The sequence below is a fragment of the Geomonas sp. RF6 genome, assembly GCF_021044625.1.
Lineage (GTDB): Bacteria > Desulfobacterota > Desulfuromonadia > Geobacterales > Geobacteraceae > RF6.
In genome coordinates this window covers 3,202,963-3,220,329 of sequence record NZ_CP087999.1, presented here as the reverse complement: position 1 = coordinate 3,220,329, position 17,367 = coordinate 3,202,963, and the positions used below count along the sequence as shown (strand labels likewise).

Below are 17,367 nucleotides of genomic sequence, written 5' to 3'. Positions count from 1 at the left end.
TTGCGTCCCTGCGTTGAGGAAATTACTTCTCGACCTGGTAGTTCGGGGCTTCCTTAGTGATCATCACGTCGTGGACGTGGGACTCCTTGAGGCCCGCGCCGGTGATGCGGATGAAGCGGCCGTTTTGCTGCAGGTCCGCTACAGTGCGGCACCCGGTGTACCCCATGCCGGCGCGCAGGCCGCCCATGAGCTGGTGCACGCTGGAGGAGAGAGGTCCGCGCAGCGGCACCATCCCTTCGATACCCTCCGGCACGAGCTTCACGTCGCTCTCGACGTCGGACTGGAAGTAGCGGTCCTTGCTCCCCTGCTTCATGGCGCCGATGGAGCCCATGCCGCGGTAGCTCTTGTAGGCGCGACCCTGGTAGAGGATGGTGTCGCCCGGGGACTCCTCGGTGCCGGCAAAGAGGGAGCCGATCATGAGGACGTCGGCGCCTGCTGCGACAGCCTTCGTAATGTCGCCGGAGTACTTGATGCCGCCGTCGGCGATAAGGGGGATACCGTGCTTCTTCGCCACTTTGGAGCACTCGGCGATGGCGGTGATCTGCGGCACCCCGATGCCGGCAACGACGCGGGTGGTGCAGATGGAGCCGGGGCCGATGCCGACCTTGATGGCGTCAACGCCCGCGGCGATGAGCGCCTCGGCGGCGTCGGCTGTGGCGATGTTTCCGGCAACGAGTTCGATGGTGGGGAAGGTCGACTTGATGCGCCTGATGGTGTCGAGCACCCCCTGGGAATGGCCGTGCGCGGTATCGATGGCGATGACGTCCACCCCTGCGCGCATGAGGGCGTCGATGCGGGCCTCCACATCGGGGGTCGGGCCGACGGCTGCGCCGACTCTCAGGCGGCCGAGCGCATCCTTGCAGGAGTTCGGATACTTCTTCACCTTCTCGATGTCCTTGATGGTGATAAGCCCCTTCAGGTTCTTCTCGTCGTCCACCACCAGGAGCTTCTCCACGCGGGTGTGCTTCAGATGTTCCTTTGCCTGCTCAAGCGTCGTCCCTACCGGAACGGTGACCAGGTTTTTCTTCGTCATGCGGTCGGAAATGAGGAGATCGAGGTTCGTCTCGAAGCGGAGGTCGCGGTTGGTGAGGATGCCGACGAGCTTGCCGTTCGCCTTCGTGATAGGCACGCCGGAGATGCGGTACTTCGCCATGATCTCGAGCGCCTCGCGGATGCGCTGGTTGGGGCGCATGGTGATCGGGTCGACGATCATGCCGGACTCGCTCTTTTTCACCTTGTCGACTTCCATCGCCTGCTCTGCAATGGTGAAGTTCTTGTGGATGAAGCCGAGCCCCCCCTCGCGGGCCATGCAGATGGCTGCCCTCGACTCCGTGACGGTGTCCATGGCTGCGCTCAGAAGCGGGATATTCAACGGGATGTTGCGGGTCAGGTTGGTGGAGAGATCAACATCTCGGGGGAGAATCTGCGAGTGAGCCGGAAGGAGCAGGACGTCATCAAAGGTAAGGCCTTCGGGGAGGTTGCTTTCTAACATGGAAACTCCTTTTTCTTGTTGCAGGGAACGAATATTAACCGAAAAATCTAGTACACGCGGCCCCCCAAGTCAATCAAAAAGGAGTTAAAAATGCTTCAAATCATTGGGTGAAACGGTCGCAATGGGAGGATTTTATGTTTACTCAAAAACGGCAGGGTGAGCTGTCTTCGGCCGTACCCCCCTCCCTCCCCGCATCGGAAGGGAGGGAAGGAGGGGCGAGTTGTTGCGCTACAGCTTTATGCTGTCCTTTTAACGCGCAGGCGGCGCAACCGCCAGACCCTAGGCGGGAACGAAGACTTCCTTGTCGCTGATCCTGGTGAGCGCGGCTACGATGAGGCTGACCGCGTTCTCCAGGTCCTGGAGCGAAAGGAGCTCCACCGGGGTGTGCATGTAGCGCAGCGGAATCTTCACGAGAGCCGTAGCGACGCCGTTTCGTGAGATCTGCATGACATTTGCATCCGTGCCGGTCGCCCGCGGAACGCCGGTGTACTGCACCGGGATCCCCTCCTCCACGGCACTGTGGCTCAAGAGGTCAAAGAGGGCGGGGTTGATGTTGGCACCCCTCGGCAGGATCGGCCCCTTCCCGATCCCCACGTCACCCTGCAGCTTTTTGTCCACGTCCGGCTGGTCCGTGGCAAAGTCGACCTCCACGCAGATCCCGATGTCCGGATTCACCGAGTAGCTGCTGGTCGTGCCGCCGCGCAGTCCGACCTCCTCCTGGACGGAGGAGACGCCGTAGAGATCTACCGCCAGCGGCTTCTCCAGCGCCGCGACCCTGCGCAGCACCTCGGCCACCACGAAGCTCCCGGCCTTGTCGTCGAAGCCGCGGGAGACGACGCGATCGCCTGCCAGGCGATCCAGCCCCACCGCGATCGTCACCGGATCCCCCACGCGCACCAGCTCCTCCGCCTCTTTCTTGTTTCCCGCGCCGATATCGATGTACTGCGCGTCGAGCTTCACCACGTTGTCGCGGTCCTTCGCCTCGATGAGGTGGATCGGCTTCTTCCCGATGACGCCGTTCACGCTCCCCTTCGCGCCATGAACCTGAACCCGCTGCCCCTGGGTGATCTGGGAGTCGACGCCGCCGATGGCGCCGAAGTAGAGGAAACCGTTGTCGTCGATGTAGCGCACCTGCAGGCCGATCTCGTCGCTGTGCCCGACGAGCATGACGCGGGGCCGGCGCTCCCCTTCCCCCTGGATCAGCCCGAAGACATTCCCCATGACATCGGTGGCGACCTGCGAGTACTGCTCGATGTAGGCGCGAAAGACGCGCTGGGCAGGCTGCTCGTAGCCGGAAGGGCTCGGCGCCTGCACGAGCGCTTTCAGGAATTCGAATGATGCTTCACGCATGGCAAGACCTCCATCTAATCGGTCGAGGCCGAGATGAGAGTCGCAGCAGCCTCATCACTAACCGTAGCCTCAACCACATTTCATTTCAAATACTTCTTTGCGCCTGAAGCGACTCTGTGAGCCGTCGTTCGAAGCACTGCAACATCCGCTACATCGGATACTTCCCCATGGTAGAGGGGTCGAGCTGGTCGAGGAAGTCGACGAAGCGGCGGGCGTTGTTCTCTTTCGCGAAATCTTCCTCGTTCATGTCGAGGGTGGCGATGTTTCCGAGAATCTCCCGCTTTACCATTACCGGCAGCCGGTATTTGAGGGAGAGAAGCATCGCCTCGCTGACGTGAAGGTCGAGGCAGAGCTCCTCTCCGCCGGTCGTCTCCATGCGCACCGATGCGCTGAAAAGCCCGTCGTTGAGGGCGTCGATGGCAATCATGACGATCTTCATCTCCAGCCGCTCGAGAAGAGAGGTGAAGAGGTCCTTTCTACCGCTGCGGACGGAGATTTCCCTGCCGACAAACTCTGCGGCAAACGCGACAGACTCTGCGGCGTTCACCCAGACGGGGACGGTGTGCTCGCCGCTGGCGTCCTTGAGGATTATCACCGGCATCTGGGCGATGGCGTCGAGCGCAAAGCCGTACACCTGCATCTCGAGAAAAGTATCGTCACCCACTCTGCTATCAGGCATTGATGATCTCCCCCCTGAGAAGTGTCTGCAGCCCCTCGATGATGCGGACGTCGACGACGCGGCCGGCGAGGGAGCGCTCCCCCATCATGATCGTGCCGCGGTTCCCGCCGGTGCGCCCGAAAAGCTCCTCGCCGGAGGTGCTCGGCCCCTCGACGAGAACCTGCTGCACCGTTCCTACCATGCTCTGGTTCCTGCCCAGCGTCACCTGCCGCTGCCGCTCCTGCAGCCGCTCCAGACGGGGCTGCTTCTCCGCACGCCTCGCGTCGTCCGGGAGCTCCGCCGCCTTTGTGCCGGGGCGCGGCGAGTAGATGAAGGAAAAGAGGTCCGCGTACTGCACCTCCTCCACCAGCGAGAGGGTATCCTCGAAAGCAGCTTCGTCCTCGCCCGGAAAGCCGACGATGATGTCTCCGGTGATCTGGATCCCGGGGCAGGCGCTCTTTAGCGCCGCAATCTTCTCCAGGTACTGGGCCCTCGTGTAGCCGCGGTTCATGGCGGCCAGTATCCGGTCGCTCCCCGACTGGGCCGGGAGATGGATGTGCGGCGCGAGCTTCGGGATCTCCGCAAAGCAGGAGATCAGCCGCTCCGAGATATCCTTCGGGTGCGACGTGGTGAAGCGCAGCCGCTTTATCCCCTCGATCTGCGCCACCATGTGCAGAAGTTCGGGGAAATCAGGCTCGCCGGGACTCTTCAGGTCGTACGAGTTCACGTTTTGCCCCAGGAGAGTCACCTCGGTCACCCCCGCGGCGGCAAGCTGCGCTATCTCCTGCACAACCTTCTCCGCTTTCCTGCTGATCTCCCGCCCGCGCACGTACGGCACGATGCAGTACGAGCAGAAGTTGTCGCACCCCTGCATGACGGTGACGAAGCGGGTGACGCCCCCCTCCTCCGCTCCCGTTATGGGGAAGAGGTCGAAGCGTTCCTCGTTGTCGATGAAGGTAGTCTCGATGCGCCTCTTTCCCGCGGCAGCGGCGCGCACCATCTCCGGAAGAAGCTGCAGGTTGTGGGTGCCGAAGACCAGGTTCACGAAGGGCGCCTTGCGCAGGAGCTGCTCACCTTCCTGCTGCGCTACGCAACCGCCGACGCCTATGATGAGCTCCGGCTTTCTCTTCTTCAGGCTCTTGAACTTGCCGAGGTGGCCGTACATGCGGTTTTCCGCGGTCGCGCGGATGCTGCAGGTATTGAGAAGAATGAGGTCGGCCTGCGCCGCCTCCGACGTCTCGCCGTAGCCGATCCCTTTCAGCAGTGCCACTATTTTTTCGGAATCGCTCACATTCATCTGGCACCCGAAAGTCTCCAGATAGAGCAATTTTTCCTGTTTCACGCGTTTTCCTCTGATTATGACAAATAGAGCCGGATTCTACGCAGTTTCCCCTTCTTTCGTCAACTCATTTCAGGTTTGAACCCCGCCAGCAGGCGCCCTCCACCTTTTGCTTCCCCTGATTTCAGGAAGGCGCAAACCCTGGCTCAGTGGGAAGGCGAAGAGGCGGACGTTAGGACTTGCCGAGCCAAATCGCAAAATGCAAAGCCTGACCCCGGATCGAACATCGCGACGGCGGAGATGATAAACTGTCGGAAGAAATAGGTGGAAAAGGGTGACGGGGAATGGTATGGTCGGCGTTTGGAAAAGCGCACGGTGACGGAAATGGTTGGCAGGATTTTTTCTTGACACTTTCCTGCAGCCGGTGGTATAAGTTTTACTTTCGAAAATTCACGGCTCTACTTATAAATACATCGGAGGTGTAGTTTGGCAAATCATAAGTCGGCACTCAAAAGGATCAAGCAGACGGAAAAAAGAACGGACCGTAACAAGCACGTTCGCTCCACCCTGCGCACCTTCATCAAGCGCGTCCGCGAAGCTGTGGCCAGCAAGGATCAGGCAGCTGCAAAAGAAGCGCTTGCTCTCGCTATTCCGGTCATCGACGGCGCTGCTACCAAGGGTGTGATCCACTCCTCCAACGCTTCGAGGAATGTGTCCCGTCTCACCAAACTGGTGAACACGCTGGGTCAGTAACAGCTCCGATCATAATAGTAAGAGAAAAAGGGGATCCCGTTTCGGGAGTCCCCTTTTCTTGTTTCCAGAACCGTTGCGTTGCAGGGCGGAATAAGCGATAGCGTTTCCGGCATTCGCTGGTGTCCGCTGCGTCTGTGGTGGACTGCCGGGAACGCCTGGCGGCTTATCCCGGCCTACATGGACTACATCTGACCTCACATGTAAATCCGGCGCGCAGGGGGGAGAGCTTTACCCCCTGTTCCCCTGGCAGACCTGAAAGACGAATCCCTCCAGCAACGCCTCTGCCTTTCCCCCCGATTTGAACGCCAGATCGAGCTCCAGCATCTGCTCGAAAATCCGCAGCAGGTCGGCGGTGCCGAAGTTGCGCACCTGCTCCTTTATCTTGTTCAGCGCAAAGGGTGCCACGCCTGAAGCCTTGGCGAGCTCTGCCGGCGGCACCTTCCGCTGCAGCGCCGAGCGTACCTGCCAGATCTGCCGGAAGTGCCTCGCCACCGCGCCGAGAATCTTCAGCGGCGCCTCACCGTCCGCCAGGAGCCCGGAGAGCATGCGCAGCGCCTTCGCCGCATTCCTCGTCCCGAGAGCGTCGGTGAATTCGAAGACGTTCTCCACCTTCGTGTCGGAGACGATCGCCTTCACCTCTTCCACGCCGATCGTCTCTTTCTTGCCGCAGTAGACGACGAGCTTCTCGATCTGCGACGCGAGCTCCTGCAGGTTGTTTCCCACCAGGTACGCCAGAAGCTCCGCGGCGGAGGAGTCTATCCTCTTCCCGGCGGCGCGGATCTCCTCGCGCACGAAGGGGCCGAGCTGGTTCTCGTAGGGGCGCTTGAACTCGACAGCCTCCCCCTTCTTCTTGAACTCGGCAAAGAACTTCTTGCGCCCGTCGACCTTGTCGGCCTGCAGAATGAGGCACGTCTCCGGTGCGGGATCCTGCAGGTACGACAGAAGGACCTCCTGCGCCGCCGCCGGCAGGTCGCCCCCCTTTTTCACCAGCACCACGCGGCGCTCGGCGAAGGTCGGCAGCGTCTGCGCGGCGCCGAAGATCTCGGCCCCCTTGCACTCGTTGCCGTAGAAGATGTCCAGGTTGAAGTCGCGCAGCCCCGGATCGACGACGCGATCCATCAGCTTCTTCACGGCGCGCTCCACCAGATACGGCTCGTCACCGTAGAGGAGATAGAGGGGGCCAGGCGTCCCCTTTTCCACCATTCTGTCGAATTCTTCCGGCTTCATGTGTACTAGAACCTCTCCGAAAGCCTATGCCAGACGTCTTCGGAGAGCTTGCGGCAGATCCTCTCCAGCGCAGCGTCCTCCGCGTTTTGCTGGAGGGCGATATTGGGATTCACCGGATAGACCTGGGTCTCCGTCAGCTGCTCCTTCCAGAGCACCTTCTGTGTCTTCGCGTCGCGCAGTACCGCTTCCACCCTCAGGGCAGAGCGGTATTCGCGGATCGTGTCGGAGGCGGAGTAGGAGACCGCGCCGGAGTCGTAGGAGAGGATGGTGCCGGAAAGGACGGTGGATGCCTGCTCGGCGGAGACGACGCGCCCCCCTGTACGACGGGCCAGTTCATCCACCATGGCGCGCCCGAGTACACCTTCCATTCCGCCACGGTAGGTGGTGTTGGCAAAGATGAGGACGTTGACGCCGTTCCCCTCGGAGAGCGCGCCGACGTTCGTTACGGGATGATAGCCGCACCCCGACAGGGCGCAGACGACGGCAATGGCTGACAACAACTTTCGCAAGGTAAGAACTTCTCCTTTGTGCTACCTGGCCTCAGGCGATGGTCCCCTCCCCCTTCGAAGGGGGAGGAGTGCCGCTTGCATTTTACCCAACGACGATGTTTACCAGCTTCCCGGGGACGTAGATCACCTTCCGCACCGTCTTGTCGGCAAGGAAGGGCTGCACCTTCTCCTCGGCAAGGGCGGCGGTCCGCACTTCCTCTTCCGTGGCGGCGGGGGCGACGCTGACCTTCCCGCGCAGCTTCCCGTTCACCTGGATCACCACCGTGATCTCCTCGTCCTGGACCGCGTCGGTGTCGTAGGCGGGCCACCCCTCTGCCTCGAGGGTATTGTCGTGACCGAGCTCGGTCCAGAGCTCCTGGCTGAAGTGGGGCACGAACGGGGCCAGCAGCCGCACCACCGACTCCACCGCTTCCTTCACGACCGGCACGTTCTCAGGGCTCGTCTTCGCCTCGAAGGCCTGGATGCCGTTCACCAGCTCCATGACCGCCGCGATGGCGGTATTGAAGTGGAAGCGCCCGTCGACGTCCTCGGTGACCTTGCGGATCGTCTTGTGCACGGTGCGGCGCAGGTTCTTACCTTCCGGGGAGAGCGCATCGGCCTGCGGCGCGCCCACGCCCGCAAAGGACGGAAGGGTGTCGTACACGAGGCGCCAGACGCGGTTCAGGAAGCGGTAGCTGCCGTCCACCCCCTGGTCGCTCCAGTCGAGGTCCTTTTCCGGGGGTGCCGCGAAGAGGGAGAAGAGGCGCGCGGTGTCGGCGCCGTACCGCTCGATGAGGGCGTTGGGGTCGACGACGTTCCCCTTCGACTTGCTCATCTTCGCGCCGTCCTTGATGACCATCCCCTGGGTGAGGAGGTTCGCGAACGGCTCTGCCACCTTGCAGTAGCCGAGGTCGCGCATCACCTTCGTGAAGAAGCGCGCGTACAGCAGATGGAGCACGGCGTGCTCGATGCCGCCGATGTACTGGTCGACCGGCATCCAGTACTCCACCTTCTCGCGGTCGAGCGGCCCGGCGGTGAAGCTCGGGGAGCAGTAGCGCAGGAAGTACCAGGAAGACTGCACGAAGGTGTCCATGGTGTCGGTCTCGCGCCGCGCGCTCTTGCCGCACACCGGGCACTCGCAGTTCACAAAGCCGGGGATAGCCGCAAGCGGGTTCCCCCCTTCTCCGGTAAAGGCCGCATCCATCGGCAGGACCACCGGCAGCTGCTCCGGCGGGACGGGGACGATGCCGCAAAGGTCGCAGTTGATCACCGGAATCGGATTCCCCCAGTAGCGCTGGCGGGAGATACCCCAGTCGCGCAGGCGGAAGTTCACCGTCTTCTTCCCGATCCCCTCCTTCTGGAGGTAGTCGGCGATCGCCTCTTTTGCGTCGGTGTTCGCCATCCCGTCAAAGCGGCCGGAGTTCACCATGGTTCCGTCGGCGGTGAACGCCTCGGTCATCCCCTCGGCGGCGAGCGTCTCGCCGGAGGGATTGATCACCACCTGCAGCGGCAGGTCGTACTTCCTGGCGAACTCGAAGTCGCGCTGGTCGTGGGTCGGCACCGCCATGACCGCGCCGGTGCCGTACTCCATGAGGACGAAATTGGCGAGGAAGATCGGCATGCGCCGGTTGGTGAGCGGGTTAATGCAGTAGGAGCCGGTAAATACCCCTTCCTTTTCCTGGTCCTCAGATCCCCTCTTCAGGCGGTCGCTGCGCTTCACCTTCTCGATGAATGCCTCCACCTGGGGACGCTGCTCCGGGGTCGCCAGCTCCAGCGCCAGGGGGTGCTCCGGGGCAAGGCTCATGAAGGTCGCGCCAAAGACGGTGTCCTGGCGGGTAGTGAAGACCTTTATCTTGTTCAGGCTCCCTTCGAGGGGGAAGTCGATCTCGCACCCGACGCTGCGCCCGATCCAGTTGCGCTGCATGGTGAGGACGCGCTCCGGCCAGCCGTCGAGCTTGAAGGTGTCGTCCAGAAGCTCCTGCGCGTAGTCGGTGATGCGGAAGAACCACTGCTCCAGGTCCTTCTGCACGACCTCGGAGTCGCAGCGCCAGCAGCAGCCGTCCTCCACCTGCTCATTGGCAAGGACCGTCTCGCAGTTGGGGCACCAGTTGACGCTGGAGCGCTTCTTGTAGGCCAGCCCCTTCCTGTACATCTCCAGGAAGACCTGCTGCTCCCACTTGTAGTAATCGAGGTTGCAGGTGGCGATCTCCCGCTCCCAGTCGTAGGAGAGCCCGAGCCTCTTCAGCTGTCCCCTCATGTAGTCGATGTTTTCGTAGGTCCACTTCGCCGGGTGGCTCTTGTGCTGGATCGCGGCGTTCTCGGCGGGCATGCCGAAGGCGTCCCACCCCATCGGATGGAGGACGTTGAAACCCTGCATTCTCTTGAAACGCGCAATGACGTCACCGATGGAGTAGTTGCGCACGTGTCCCATGTGGATGCGCCCGGAGGGGTAGGGAAACATCTCCAGGAGGTAATACTTCTTCTTCCCCGGGTCCTCCGTCGCCTTGAAGCTCTGCTTCTCTTCCCACTCTTTCTGCCACTTATCCTCAACCCGCGCGGGGATGTATCTTTCTTCCATTGACCGTACCTCCTGGAGGGAGCGATCTGCTCCCGGAAATGTGAATTTTATGTTATTGCGGCTTCGCTCGCGCCGTTTCGCGGGGAGAACCCCATCCCTACCCTGTCCATCCCCTTGAAAGGGAGGGGACGTTGCGGCTCCCTTGCCTGCTAAAGATCTGCGGCTCCCTTGCCTGCTGAAGGTCGCGTCCCCGATGCGGCACCCTCAACACGCAAGCGTTCCCAGACCGGGGAGCCTGGGAACGTCGCGGTGCTGCAGTCCTTCGTGCCGGAGCCGCTGACTGTGCGGCTCTAGGTGATCTTCAGCAGAGTCTTTGCCACGTCGAGGATGCGCGTCGGCTGGATCGGCTTCGTGATGTAGTCGTTCGCGCCGAGGGAAAGCGCGCGCTCCCGGTCCTCCTGCGCCCCCTCCGTGGTGATCACCACGATCGGGATGGAGCGGTAGTTGGCGTCGTTGCGCACGAGGCTCACCAGTTTCAGCCCGTCCATGATCGGCATGTTGATGTCGGTGAGGATAAGGTCGAAGCGCTCGGAGGAGAGCTTTTTCAGGCCGTCGACGCCATCGTTCGCCTCGACGATCCTGACCCCCCTGATCCTTTTCAGGGCAAAGGCGATGAGCTGCCTCATCGTCGGGGAGTCTTCGACTATCAAAACATTGTATTGTGAGATCTGCACGGATTCCTCCAGATATTCGCTACTTGGTCAATAAGTCAATAAATCCCTGGATCGTAGAGAGCTTCCGCTCGGAGTCGCTGTAGAGCCGCGAGCTGAAGATCGCCGTCGCCGCGTGACCGGCAAGGAGGGTGAAGAGCTCGAAGTCGACCGGCGCGAATTCCGTCTTCTGGGTCAGCAGCTTGTACACCGCGAGGACCCCGATAACGTGATCCTTGATCTTCAGGGGGATGCACACCATCGGCTCCGTGAAGTCGCGCTGGTACACGGTGACATCGGGGGCGAAGTAGCTCTCGCCGGAGCGGGCCACCTCCCCCACCACCCCTTTCCCGATCCTGACCGTGGGGATCTCGCTGCGCTCCACCCCTTCGGTGGAGACCGCCTGCAGTTCGTGGCTCTTCTCGTCGAGCAGGAGAATGGCGAACTCTTCGGCACCGATCAGGTTGATGATGATCTCGGTGATGATCTGCAGCACCTCTTTGAAGTCGAGAGTGGAGTGCAGCTGGTAGCTCGCGATGTAGAGGTTCGCCAGGTTGTTGTTCTCGTACTCGATCTCCAGGTAGCGGTTGGCGAAGTCCTGGTTCTCGGCCTCGACCTGCCGGATGCGGTCGAGGATCTCCGCCTTTTCCCGCTCCAGCTCCTCGATCCGCGCCGAAAGCCTCTGCGCCTCCGGGCTGTCCGGCGCTATCGCCGCGAGGCTCTGCCCCTTCTCGAGCTCCAGCAGCCGGTAGCGCAGACGCTCGTTTTCGCGCAACAGCTCCTGGGTGAATTCGGCGCCCTTCTTGAATACCTGCAGGAACTCCTCGCCCCTGTTGTGGACCAGCTTATCGTCATCCTTCTGCATTGAGCACCCCGGAAAAGGAAAATCAGAAACGGAAACAAAAAAAGAAGATCTTACCACCGGCTTTCCCTAAAGACCCGGGAAAAAGGTGGAAAAAGCATCAGTTGCGGGGCTCCCTCACCCCTTCTGGCAGCAGCGCTGCACTATCTCGCGGGCCATCCCGTCCAGCGGGAGGACCTTGTCCACCAGACCGGTGGCGATCGCCTCGCGCGGCATGCCGAATACCACCGACGACTCCTCAGACTCCACGATGACCTGCGCGCCCGAGGACTTCGCCTCGCGCACCCCTTTGGAGCCGTCATTCCCCATCCCCGTCAGCACGACCGCCAGCATGCGGGCGCCGTAGATGCGGGCACAGGAGGAGAACATGGCATCAGCGGAAGGGATGAAGCGGTCGCTCGGCGCCGGCTGGACGATCCGGGCCATGACCTTGCCGTCGATCTCGGTGAAGAGGAGGTTCTTCCCCCCCGGCGCGATGAGGATCCTGCCGGGAGCGACCACGTCACCGTCGCGCGCCTCCAGAACCTCGAAGCCGCAGCTGCGGTTCAGCCTCTCCGCAAAGGTCTTCGTGAATCCCGCCGGCATGTGCTGTGACACCACCACCGCGAAGGGGAGGCGCTCGGTGAACGCTCCGAAGATCCGCTGCAGGGCCGGAGGGCCTCCGGTGGAGGAGGCGATCGCCACAATGTCCAGCGCGGGCTGCACCTCGGTGCGCGGCGGAATCGTCACGGCCACAGGCGCGGGCTTCTGCTCCGCCCTCGCCGGGAGCCTCTCGCGGTTGAGCTTGAATACCCCCTGGACCTTCTGATGCAGGTCCTCCTGGATCTTCAGGAGCTCGTCGGAGATAACGGTGGTCGGCTTCGCGATAAAATCGAGCGCGCCGAGCTCGAGCGCCTTGAAGACGCGCTCGTCCCCGGAGGAGGAGCTTATCACGATCGTCGGAACGGGTGTCGTCGCCATGAGGATGCGCAGCATGGTGAAGCCGTCCATCCGCGGCATCTCCAGATCGAGCGTCACCAGGTCGGGGGTGAGATCGATGACCCTGCGGATCCCCTCCTCCCCGTTGGTGGCGTATCCTACCACCTCGACTTCCGGCAACGCCTCCAGCATTTTGGTGATGGCCCGGCGATTGTACGCCGAGTCATCAACTACCACCACCCGAATCTTTTTCAAAAGGTCACTCCCGGCAGCGCCACCTTCTGGTACACCATGTCGTTTTTCAGGTGACGCAAGGCAAACGCCGTGGATATGTTCATCAGAGATTCGGAATGACCGAGAAGCAGGTACCCCCCCGGACGCAGCGCCTGGTAGAAGCGCTCGATTACCCGCTTCTTCGCGGCGAGATCGAAGTAGATGATCACGTTGCGGCAGAATATGAGATCCATCTTCCCGAGGAGCGCCAGCCGGTGCTCGTCGAAAAGGTTCAGGTGGCTTATGGTGACCAGCGACCTCACCTCGTCGCTGATGCGCATCCCCCCTTCCGTCTCGGTGAAGAAGCGACTCTGGTAGCCATCGGGGGTGCAGCGGAAGGCGGACTTCCCGTAGACCCCCTTGCGGGCCTGCTGCACGACTCTCTGGCTGATGTCGGTCCCGACCACTTCCACCCGCCACCCCTTGAAGAGGTCGCTCTCCAGGATCAGCATGGCGATGGTGTACGGCTCTTCCCCCGTGGAGCAGCCGGCGCTCCAGATGCGCAGGGTGCGGTCCCCCTTGCGGGTCTGGGCGAGCTCCGGGAGGATCTCGTCGGTGAATGCCTTCAGCTGGAAAGACTCCCTGAAGAAGTACGTCTCGTTCGTGGTGAGGAGGTCCATGATGTCGGACAGCTCCTCGTCCTTTTTCCGGTCGTACTTCAAAAACTGGTAATACTCGCGAAAGTCCGAGAGGTTGCGCAGGTTCACCCTCTGGAAGAGGCGCTTTTCCAGCAGGTACTTGCTGTCGGAGTCGAAGTAGAGCCCGCAGTGCTGGTGGATGAGGTCCCGGATCAGGCGGAACTCCTCCTCGGCGAGTGGGAGGGATGGCTCGAAGAAGGAGATCACGACACCCTTCCCAGGAGCTTCTCCAGCTCTCCCTTCACCAGCGAATCGGACTCCGCCGCGTACGCCTCGCGAAGGACCGGGACCGCCTCCACCCCCATGAGTTGCGCCACCGCCCTGAAGAAGGCACGCCTCACCCCCCAGTGCGGGTGCCCGGTCAGTATCTCCTGGTAGCGCGGGATCCAGGAGCCGTCACCGGCGCAGAGAATCTCCAGGGCGGCCTCCACGACCTCCTCATCGGCATCGGCAAGCGCCTCCTCGACGACTCCGAGCCCATTCTCCCCGGCTATCGCGGCAACGGTCTTCAGCGCCTGGATCAGGGGAAGGCCGCGTGCGCTTCGTGCGGTCGCAGTGACGGCAGGGAGTGCCGCCGGGTCCGCCAGGGCGGCGAGTGCCTTAAGGCAGGCGGACTGCACCCACGGGTCGGGGTCTGTGAGGGAGAGGATGAGCGCCTCCACCCCCTGCGCCCCTCCCGCCTCGCCGAGAGCGGCGGCAGCGGCGGCCCGCACCTCCGGTTCCTCGTCCATGAGCCCCATGACAAGGATGGCGGTCCCCTCCGAGAGGCGCCCCTTCCCTATGGCGGCAAGGGCCGCGCGGCGCACCTCCGGGTCTTCGTCCTTCGCGAGCCGCGAGAGGCGCTCCGCATCCCCGAGCCTTGCCAGGAGTCGGCAGGCGTCGCGACGCCGTGAACTCTCGCCGGAGCCGGCAAGCTCCTGGCAGATAAGGGAAAGCTCCCCGTCTTCACTTCCGATGAAGCCGTGCAGCGCCTCCAGCGCCCCCGCACGCACCTCCGGATCAGGATCGTTCAGAAGGCGCGCCACCTTGCGCGCGCCCCCCTCGGGGTGCAGCCTCCCTAGCGAGGCGAGGCACGAGGCTTTGACCAGCGGGCTCCCGTCGTCCAGGGCGACCAGGAGAAGGGGTACCGTCTGATGCAGCTCGAGCTCGCCGAAGAGATAGGCTATCACCGACCTCTCCTCCGACGACCCCTCGGGGAAAAGAGTGGTGAGCTTCGGGAGCGCGGCGCTCCCGACCCGGCGCAACGCCCGCAAGGAAGCGGCGCGGACCTTCTCTTTGCCGGCCAGCGGGACGAGCCGCGAAACGCAGCGCTCGTCGCCGATAAGGCCGAGGATCTCTACCAGCGCTTCCTGATCCTCCGCCCCCTCCAGTGCGGAAAGGATCCCCTCCACCTGCGAGCCCCCTTTGAGCGCGGCGAGGGGGGCGTCTATAGCGTCGTTGGCAACCTCCGCGGCGAGCCTGCCGCGCAGTCGCATGAGCCCCACGGCGGCGGCTTCGCGGGCGTTGCGCGGTCCCTGCTGCACCCCCTCTATGAGGAGAGGAGCCGCATCTGCATCCCCCACCACCCCGAGGCACTCGAAAATGGCGCGCTTCAGGAGCGTCTCGTGCACCAGGGGAGCGAGGATCTCCAGAGGGACCGGCATCCCGATGGCGGTGAGCGCATCAAGAACGGTGAACTTGAGCCACAGGTCCCCGTTTCGCAGAGCTTCCACCAGATACGGCACGGCACGGGGGTCCTTCAGCTTCCCCAGGTTCTCCACCGCCCCCACAGAGACGTTCGGGTCCGGGTCGTCCATCGCCTGCACCAGAAGGGGGAGGCAGCTCGGCGAGCCGATGCTGCCGAGGATGTCGATGACGAACTTGCGCAGGTCCGGGTCGCGGTCGTTCAGGTGGCGGCACAACGGCTCCACGGCGATCGTGCCGAGACGCTCCAGAGACTCCACCGCGCAGTTGCGCAGGCCGGCGTTGTCGGAGGAGCGCAAGAGCGCGATGAGGCCGTCGACAGCCTCCAGCCCCGGCTCCTCGCCGAGAAAGAGCGCCTCAACCGCCTCCTTGCGCACCCGCCAGCTCACGTCTCCCATCGCCTGGAAGATCAGGGGGAGCGCATGGGAGAGAGGGTGTCTCGCGAGCTCGGCCACCGCCCCCCTGCGCACTTCCTCGTCAGCGGCGTTGAGTCTTTCTGTCATTTCCTGCAAAGCCATCGGCATCCTTTGAAGATTTCCTTCGCGGCCCGTCCTGCGGCCCGACTGGCGACTGCAGCACTACAGCTGCAACTCCCCTTTCTTCTGCTTGATAAGCGTCTCGAACGCCTCCTCCAGGTATGAGGTCCTCGCCCTCACCCCTTCCGGCACGCGCTGCTCGTAGAGGCGCTCCCCTTCCCGGATGTCGTCCGCGAGAAGGGTGTAGAAGCTCCCTTCGCGCACCCCTTGCTCCACCTTCGCCTGGTTGTACAGCGCGATGTCGGAGACGATGATGCGGGCGAGGCGGCGTGCCTTCTTTTCCGCCTCCGGCACTTCCACGCGCGGGGGGAGCGAGGTCTCGCGTACCTCGAACTGGCGCAGCTCGAGGCGCGCCCGGTCCTGGACGGCAAGCTCCTGGATGGAGGGGGAGGTCATCTCCGTCGGACCGGTGCCGCTGAGACGGTAGATCATCGGCACCAGTGAATCGGGGATGTGGTGCTTCTCGATGTAATCGTCCGCCCCGTACAGGGAGTTCGGGGACCTCTTGTAGCGGGTCTTGTCGTAGATGGAGGCGACCAGCACGATCTTTACGCCGGAGAGGGCGGGATCCTGGCGCACCCGGTCGCACACCTCGAAGCCGAGCATTCCCGGGAGTGCCACGTCGAGGAGGAGCACCTGCGGGACGAGCTTCTGCACCAGGGCAAGGGCTTCCGCCCCGTCGTTGGAGACGTGCACCTCGAACGGCTCGGCCGCCAGGAGCTTCTGGATCGCCTCGCAGAAGGGGCGGCTTTCGTTCGCCACCACGATGCGGATGGTGCCGGGCGCGGCACCCTGCACCGAAGCGGGTGCCGCCTCAACCCCATCCCCACCCTGTCCCTCCCCTTGAAAGGGAGGGGACGCGATCGGGGGGGGGGCGCTGGTAAGGGGGCTTGCTGCCGGGGCAACGGGTGCCACCGGTGCTGCCGGAGCGACGGGTGCTCCCTCGGCGACGGGTGCAGCCGGGGCGGGGGGGGGTGTCCCCTTGCGCACGACGCGGAAGATCGCGCGGCAGTTCGCGCAGCGCACCTTTACGGCGAGAGCGTCCCCCTTCGGTGCCAGAGACGATGTTTTCTTGCAGTTCGGACAGGTGATCAACATGCGTTACGGCCTTTCGTTGCTATCCCCGGAGGCGGGGACGGTGCCGGAGGGGTGGTCGGCAAATGTGAGCAGTGAGTCGATATCGAGGAGAAGCACCGGCGTCTCCCCTACCAGGCAGAGCCCGAGGAGGTGCTCGGATGCCACGCCGCGCCCTTTCGGGGGGGGCTTCAGGTCGCGCACCGCCACCGTGATCATCTCCCGCACCTCGTCGACGATGAGTCCCATGCGCTGCCCGGGAAGGGAGAGGATGAGGAGTCGCGCCTGGTCCATCGCCTCCAGTGGGGGAAGCCCGAGGCGCTTTCTGAGATCGACGACGGTGATGACCTCGCCGCGCAGGTTGATCACCCCCTCCACAAAGGGGAGCGCGCCGGGGAGCGGTGCAAGCCGGGGGAGCCTGATGATCTCCTTGATGCGCATGATATCCACGGCGTAGAGGCCGTCGGCCACCGTCACGCAGGCGAGCTGGATGTCGTGCATCTCGTTGTTTGTCGCGATATCTGTCACTGCGGCGCGTTCTCCAGAAGCCCTTCGATCACCTCTAGTACCTTTACCGACTTGAACGGCTTCGTAATGTAGGCATCCGCCCCCACGCTCCGTCCCCGTTCCAGGTCCTGGGCACCCTTCTTTGCGGTGAGCATCACCACCGGAATGGAAGCCGTCTCCGGATTCCCCTTCACGGCCCGGCACACCTCGAATCCGTCCAGACCGGGGAGCATGACGTCCAGCACGATCAGGTCCGGCCGGTTCAGCGCGACCTCCTCGAGGGCGCTCTTGCCGTCCATCACCCCGGTGACGAGGTACCCCTTGGAGGTAAAGAGAATGCTCTCCAGCTTGAGGAGGCTCTCCTCGTCCTCGACCACCAGTATCCTGTTCTTCCTCATCCT

General features: G+C 63.0%; 16 protein-coding genes. 1 reads left to right on the top strand and 15 read right to left on the bottom strand.

Annotated features, from left to right (window positions below; genetic code table 11):
* Window positions 1–22 precede the first annotated feature (22 nt).
* The 4 genes from guaB to miaB form a co-directional block, all read right to left on the bottom strand.
* Window positions 23–1,492 carry an IMP dehydrogenase gene (gene guaB / locus LPW11_RS13900; protein WP_230994473.1) on the bottom strand — a complete coding sequence of 490 codons (1,470 nt, stop codon included), beginning with the start codon at window positions 1,490–1,492 and terminating at the stop codon, window positions 23–25.
* 279 nt (window positions 1,493–1,771) lie between these two features.
* Complete coding sequence (locus LPW11_RS13895) at window positions 1,772–2,842, bottom strand: M42 family metallopeptidase (protein ID WP_230994472.1); 1,071 nt, start codon at window positions 2,840–2,842, stop codon at window positions 1,772–1,774.
* 148 nt (window positions 2,843–2,990) lie between these two features.
* A complete protein-coding gene (locus tag LPW11_RS13890) occupies window positions 2,991–3,521 on the bottom strand; it encodes a bifunctional nuclease family protein (protein ID WP_230994471.1) in 531 nt (176 codons plus the stop codon).
* Window positions 3,514–4,842, bottom strand: a complete 1,329-nt coding sequence (gene miaB, locus LPW11_RS13885) for a tRNA (N6-isopentenyl adenosine(37)-C2)-methylthiotransferase MiaB (RefSeq protein WP_230994470.1) — start codon at window positions 4,840–4,842, stop codon at window positions 3,514–3,516. Before miaB ends, LPW11_RS13890 begins: the two co-directional genes overlap by 8 nt.
* A gap of 423 nt (window positions 4,843–5,265) precedes the next feature.
* Between miaB and rpsT the strand changes: the two genes are divergently transcribed.
* Window positions 5,266–5,532, top strand: coding sequence for a 30S ribosomal protein S20 (rpsT, locus tag LPW11_RS13880; RefSeq protein ID WP_230994469.1), 267 nt, complete (start codon window positions 5,266–5,268; stop codon window positions 5,530–5,532).
* A gap of 228 nt (window positions 5,533–5,760) precedes the next feature.
* Here rpsT and holA read toward each other — a convergent pair whose 3' ends face one another.
* From holA to LPW11_RS13825, 11 genes are all read right to left on the bottom strand, one after another.
* Window positions 5,761–6,759, bottom strand: coding sequence for a DNA polymerase III subunit delta (holA, locus tag LPW11_RS13875; RefSeq protein ID WP_230994468.1), 999 nt, complete (start codon window positions 6,757–6,759; stop codon window positions 5,761–5,763).
* A gap of 5 nt (window positions 6,760–6,764) precedes the next feature.
* Entirely contained in the window at window positions 6,765–7,268 is a 504-nt protein-coding gene (lptE, locus tag LPW11_RS13870) for an LPS assembly lipoprotein LptE (RefSeq protein WP_230994467.1), read from the bottom strand.
* A gap of 82 nt (window positions 7,269–7,350) precedes the next feature.
* The gene (gene leuS, locus LPW11_RS13865; RefSeq protein ID WP_230994466.1) at window positions 7,351–9,825 is read right to left on the bottom strand and encodes a leucine--tRNA ligase; all 2,475 of its coding nucleotides are present in this window, start codon (window positions 9,823–9,825) and stop codon (window positions 7,351–7,353) included.
* Between the two features lie 290 nt (window positions 9,826–10,115).
* Window positions 10,116–10,493, bottom strand: coding sequence for a response regulator (locus LPW11_RS13860; RefSeq protein ID WP_230998295.1), 378 nt, complete (start codon window positions 10,491–10,493; stop codon window positions 10,116–10,118).
* A 25-nt stretch (window positions 10,494–10,518) separates the two neighbouring features.
* On the bottom strand, window positions 10,519–11,340 hold the full coding sequence (locus tag LPW11_RS13855; RefSeq protein ID WP_230994465.1) for a GAF domain-containing protein: 822 nt from the start codon (window positions 11,338–11,340) through the stop codon (window positions 10,519–10,521).
* A gap of 114 nt (window positions 11,341–11,454) precedes the next feature.
* Entirely contained in the window at window positions 11,455–12,510 is a 1,056-nt protein-coding gene (locus LPW11_RS13850; RefSeq protein WP_230994464.1) for a protein-glutamate methylesterase/protein-glutamine glutaminase, read from the bottom strand.
* Window positions 12,507–13,370: a CheR family methyltransferase gene (locus tag LPW11_RS13845; protein ID WP_230998294.1), complete on the bottom strand. Its 864-nt coding sequence runs from the start codon at window positions 13,368–13,370 to the stop codon at window positions 12,507–12,509. Before LPW11_RS13845 ends, LPW11_RS13850 begins: the two co-directional genes overlap by 4 nt.
* The gene (locus LPW11_RS13840; RefSeq protein WP_230994463.1) at window positions 13,370–15,352 is read right to left on the bottom strand and encodes a HEAT repeat domain-containing protein; all 1,983 of its coding nucleotides are present in this window, start codon (window positions 15,350–15,352) and stop codon (window positions 13,370–13,372) included. Before LPW11_RS13840 ends, LPW11_RS13845 begins: the two co-directional genes overlap by 1 nt.
* A gap of 75 nt (window positions 15,353–15,427) precedes the next feature.
* Entirely contained in the window at window positions 15,428–16,483 is a 1,056-nt protein-coding gene (locus LPW11_RS13835; RefSeq protein ID WP_230994462.1) for a response regulator, read from the bottom strand.
* A gap of 3 nt (window positions 16,484–16,486) precedes the next feature.
* Entirely contained in the window at window positions 16,487–16,987 is a 501-nt protein-coding gene (locus tag LPW11_RS13830; protein ID WP_230994461.1) for a chemotaxis protein CheW, read from the bottom strand.
* Window positions 16,984–17,364 (bottom strand): response regulator transcription factor, encoded by a 381-nt coding sequence (locus tag LPW11_RS13825; protein WP_230994460.1) that lies wholly within the window; start codon window positions 17,362–17,364, stop codon window positions 16,984–16,986. The genes LPW11_RS13830 and LPW11_RS13825 overlap by 4 nt, the downstream gene beginning before the upstream one ends.
* Window positions 17,365–17,367: the final 3 nt, after the last annotated feature.

Coding starts and splice junctions, on each gene's coding strand:
- guaB (WP_230994473.1), bottom strand. CDS start 1,492: ATGTTAGAAAGCAACCTCCCCGAAGGCCTTACCTTTGATGACGTCCTG.
- LPW11_RS13895 (WP_230994472.1), bottom strand. CDS start 2,842: ATGCGTGAAGCATCATTCGAATTCCTGAAAGCGCTCGTGCAGGCGCCG.
- LPW11_RS13890 (WP_230994471.1), bottom strand. CDS start 3,521: ATGCCTGATAGCAGAGTGGGTGACGATACTTTTCTCGAGATGCAGGTG.
- holA (WP_230994468.1), bottom strand. CDS start 6,759: ATGAAGCCGGAAGAATTCGACAGAATGGTGGAAAAGGGGACGCCTGGC.
- leuS (WP_230994466.1), bottom strand. CDS start 9,825: ATGGAAGAAAGATACATCCCCGCGCGGGTTGAGGATAAGTGGCAGAAA.
- LPW11_RS13855 (WP_230994465.1), bottom strand. CDS start 11,340: ATGCAGAAGGATGACGATAAGCTGGTCCACAACAGGGGCGAGGAGTTC.
- LPW11_RS13840 (WP_230994463.1), bottom strand. CDS start 15,352: ATGACAGAAAGACTCAACGCCGCTGACGAGGAAGTGCGCAGGGGGGCG.
- LPW11_RS13835 (WP_230994462.1), bottom strand. CDS start 16,483: ATGTTGATCACCTGTCCGAACTGCAAGAAAACATCGTCTCTGGCACCG.
- LPW11_RS13825 (WP_230994460.1), bottom strand. CDS start 17,364: ATGAGGAAGAACAGGATACTGGTGGTCGAGGACGAGGAGAGCCTCCTC.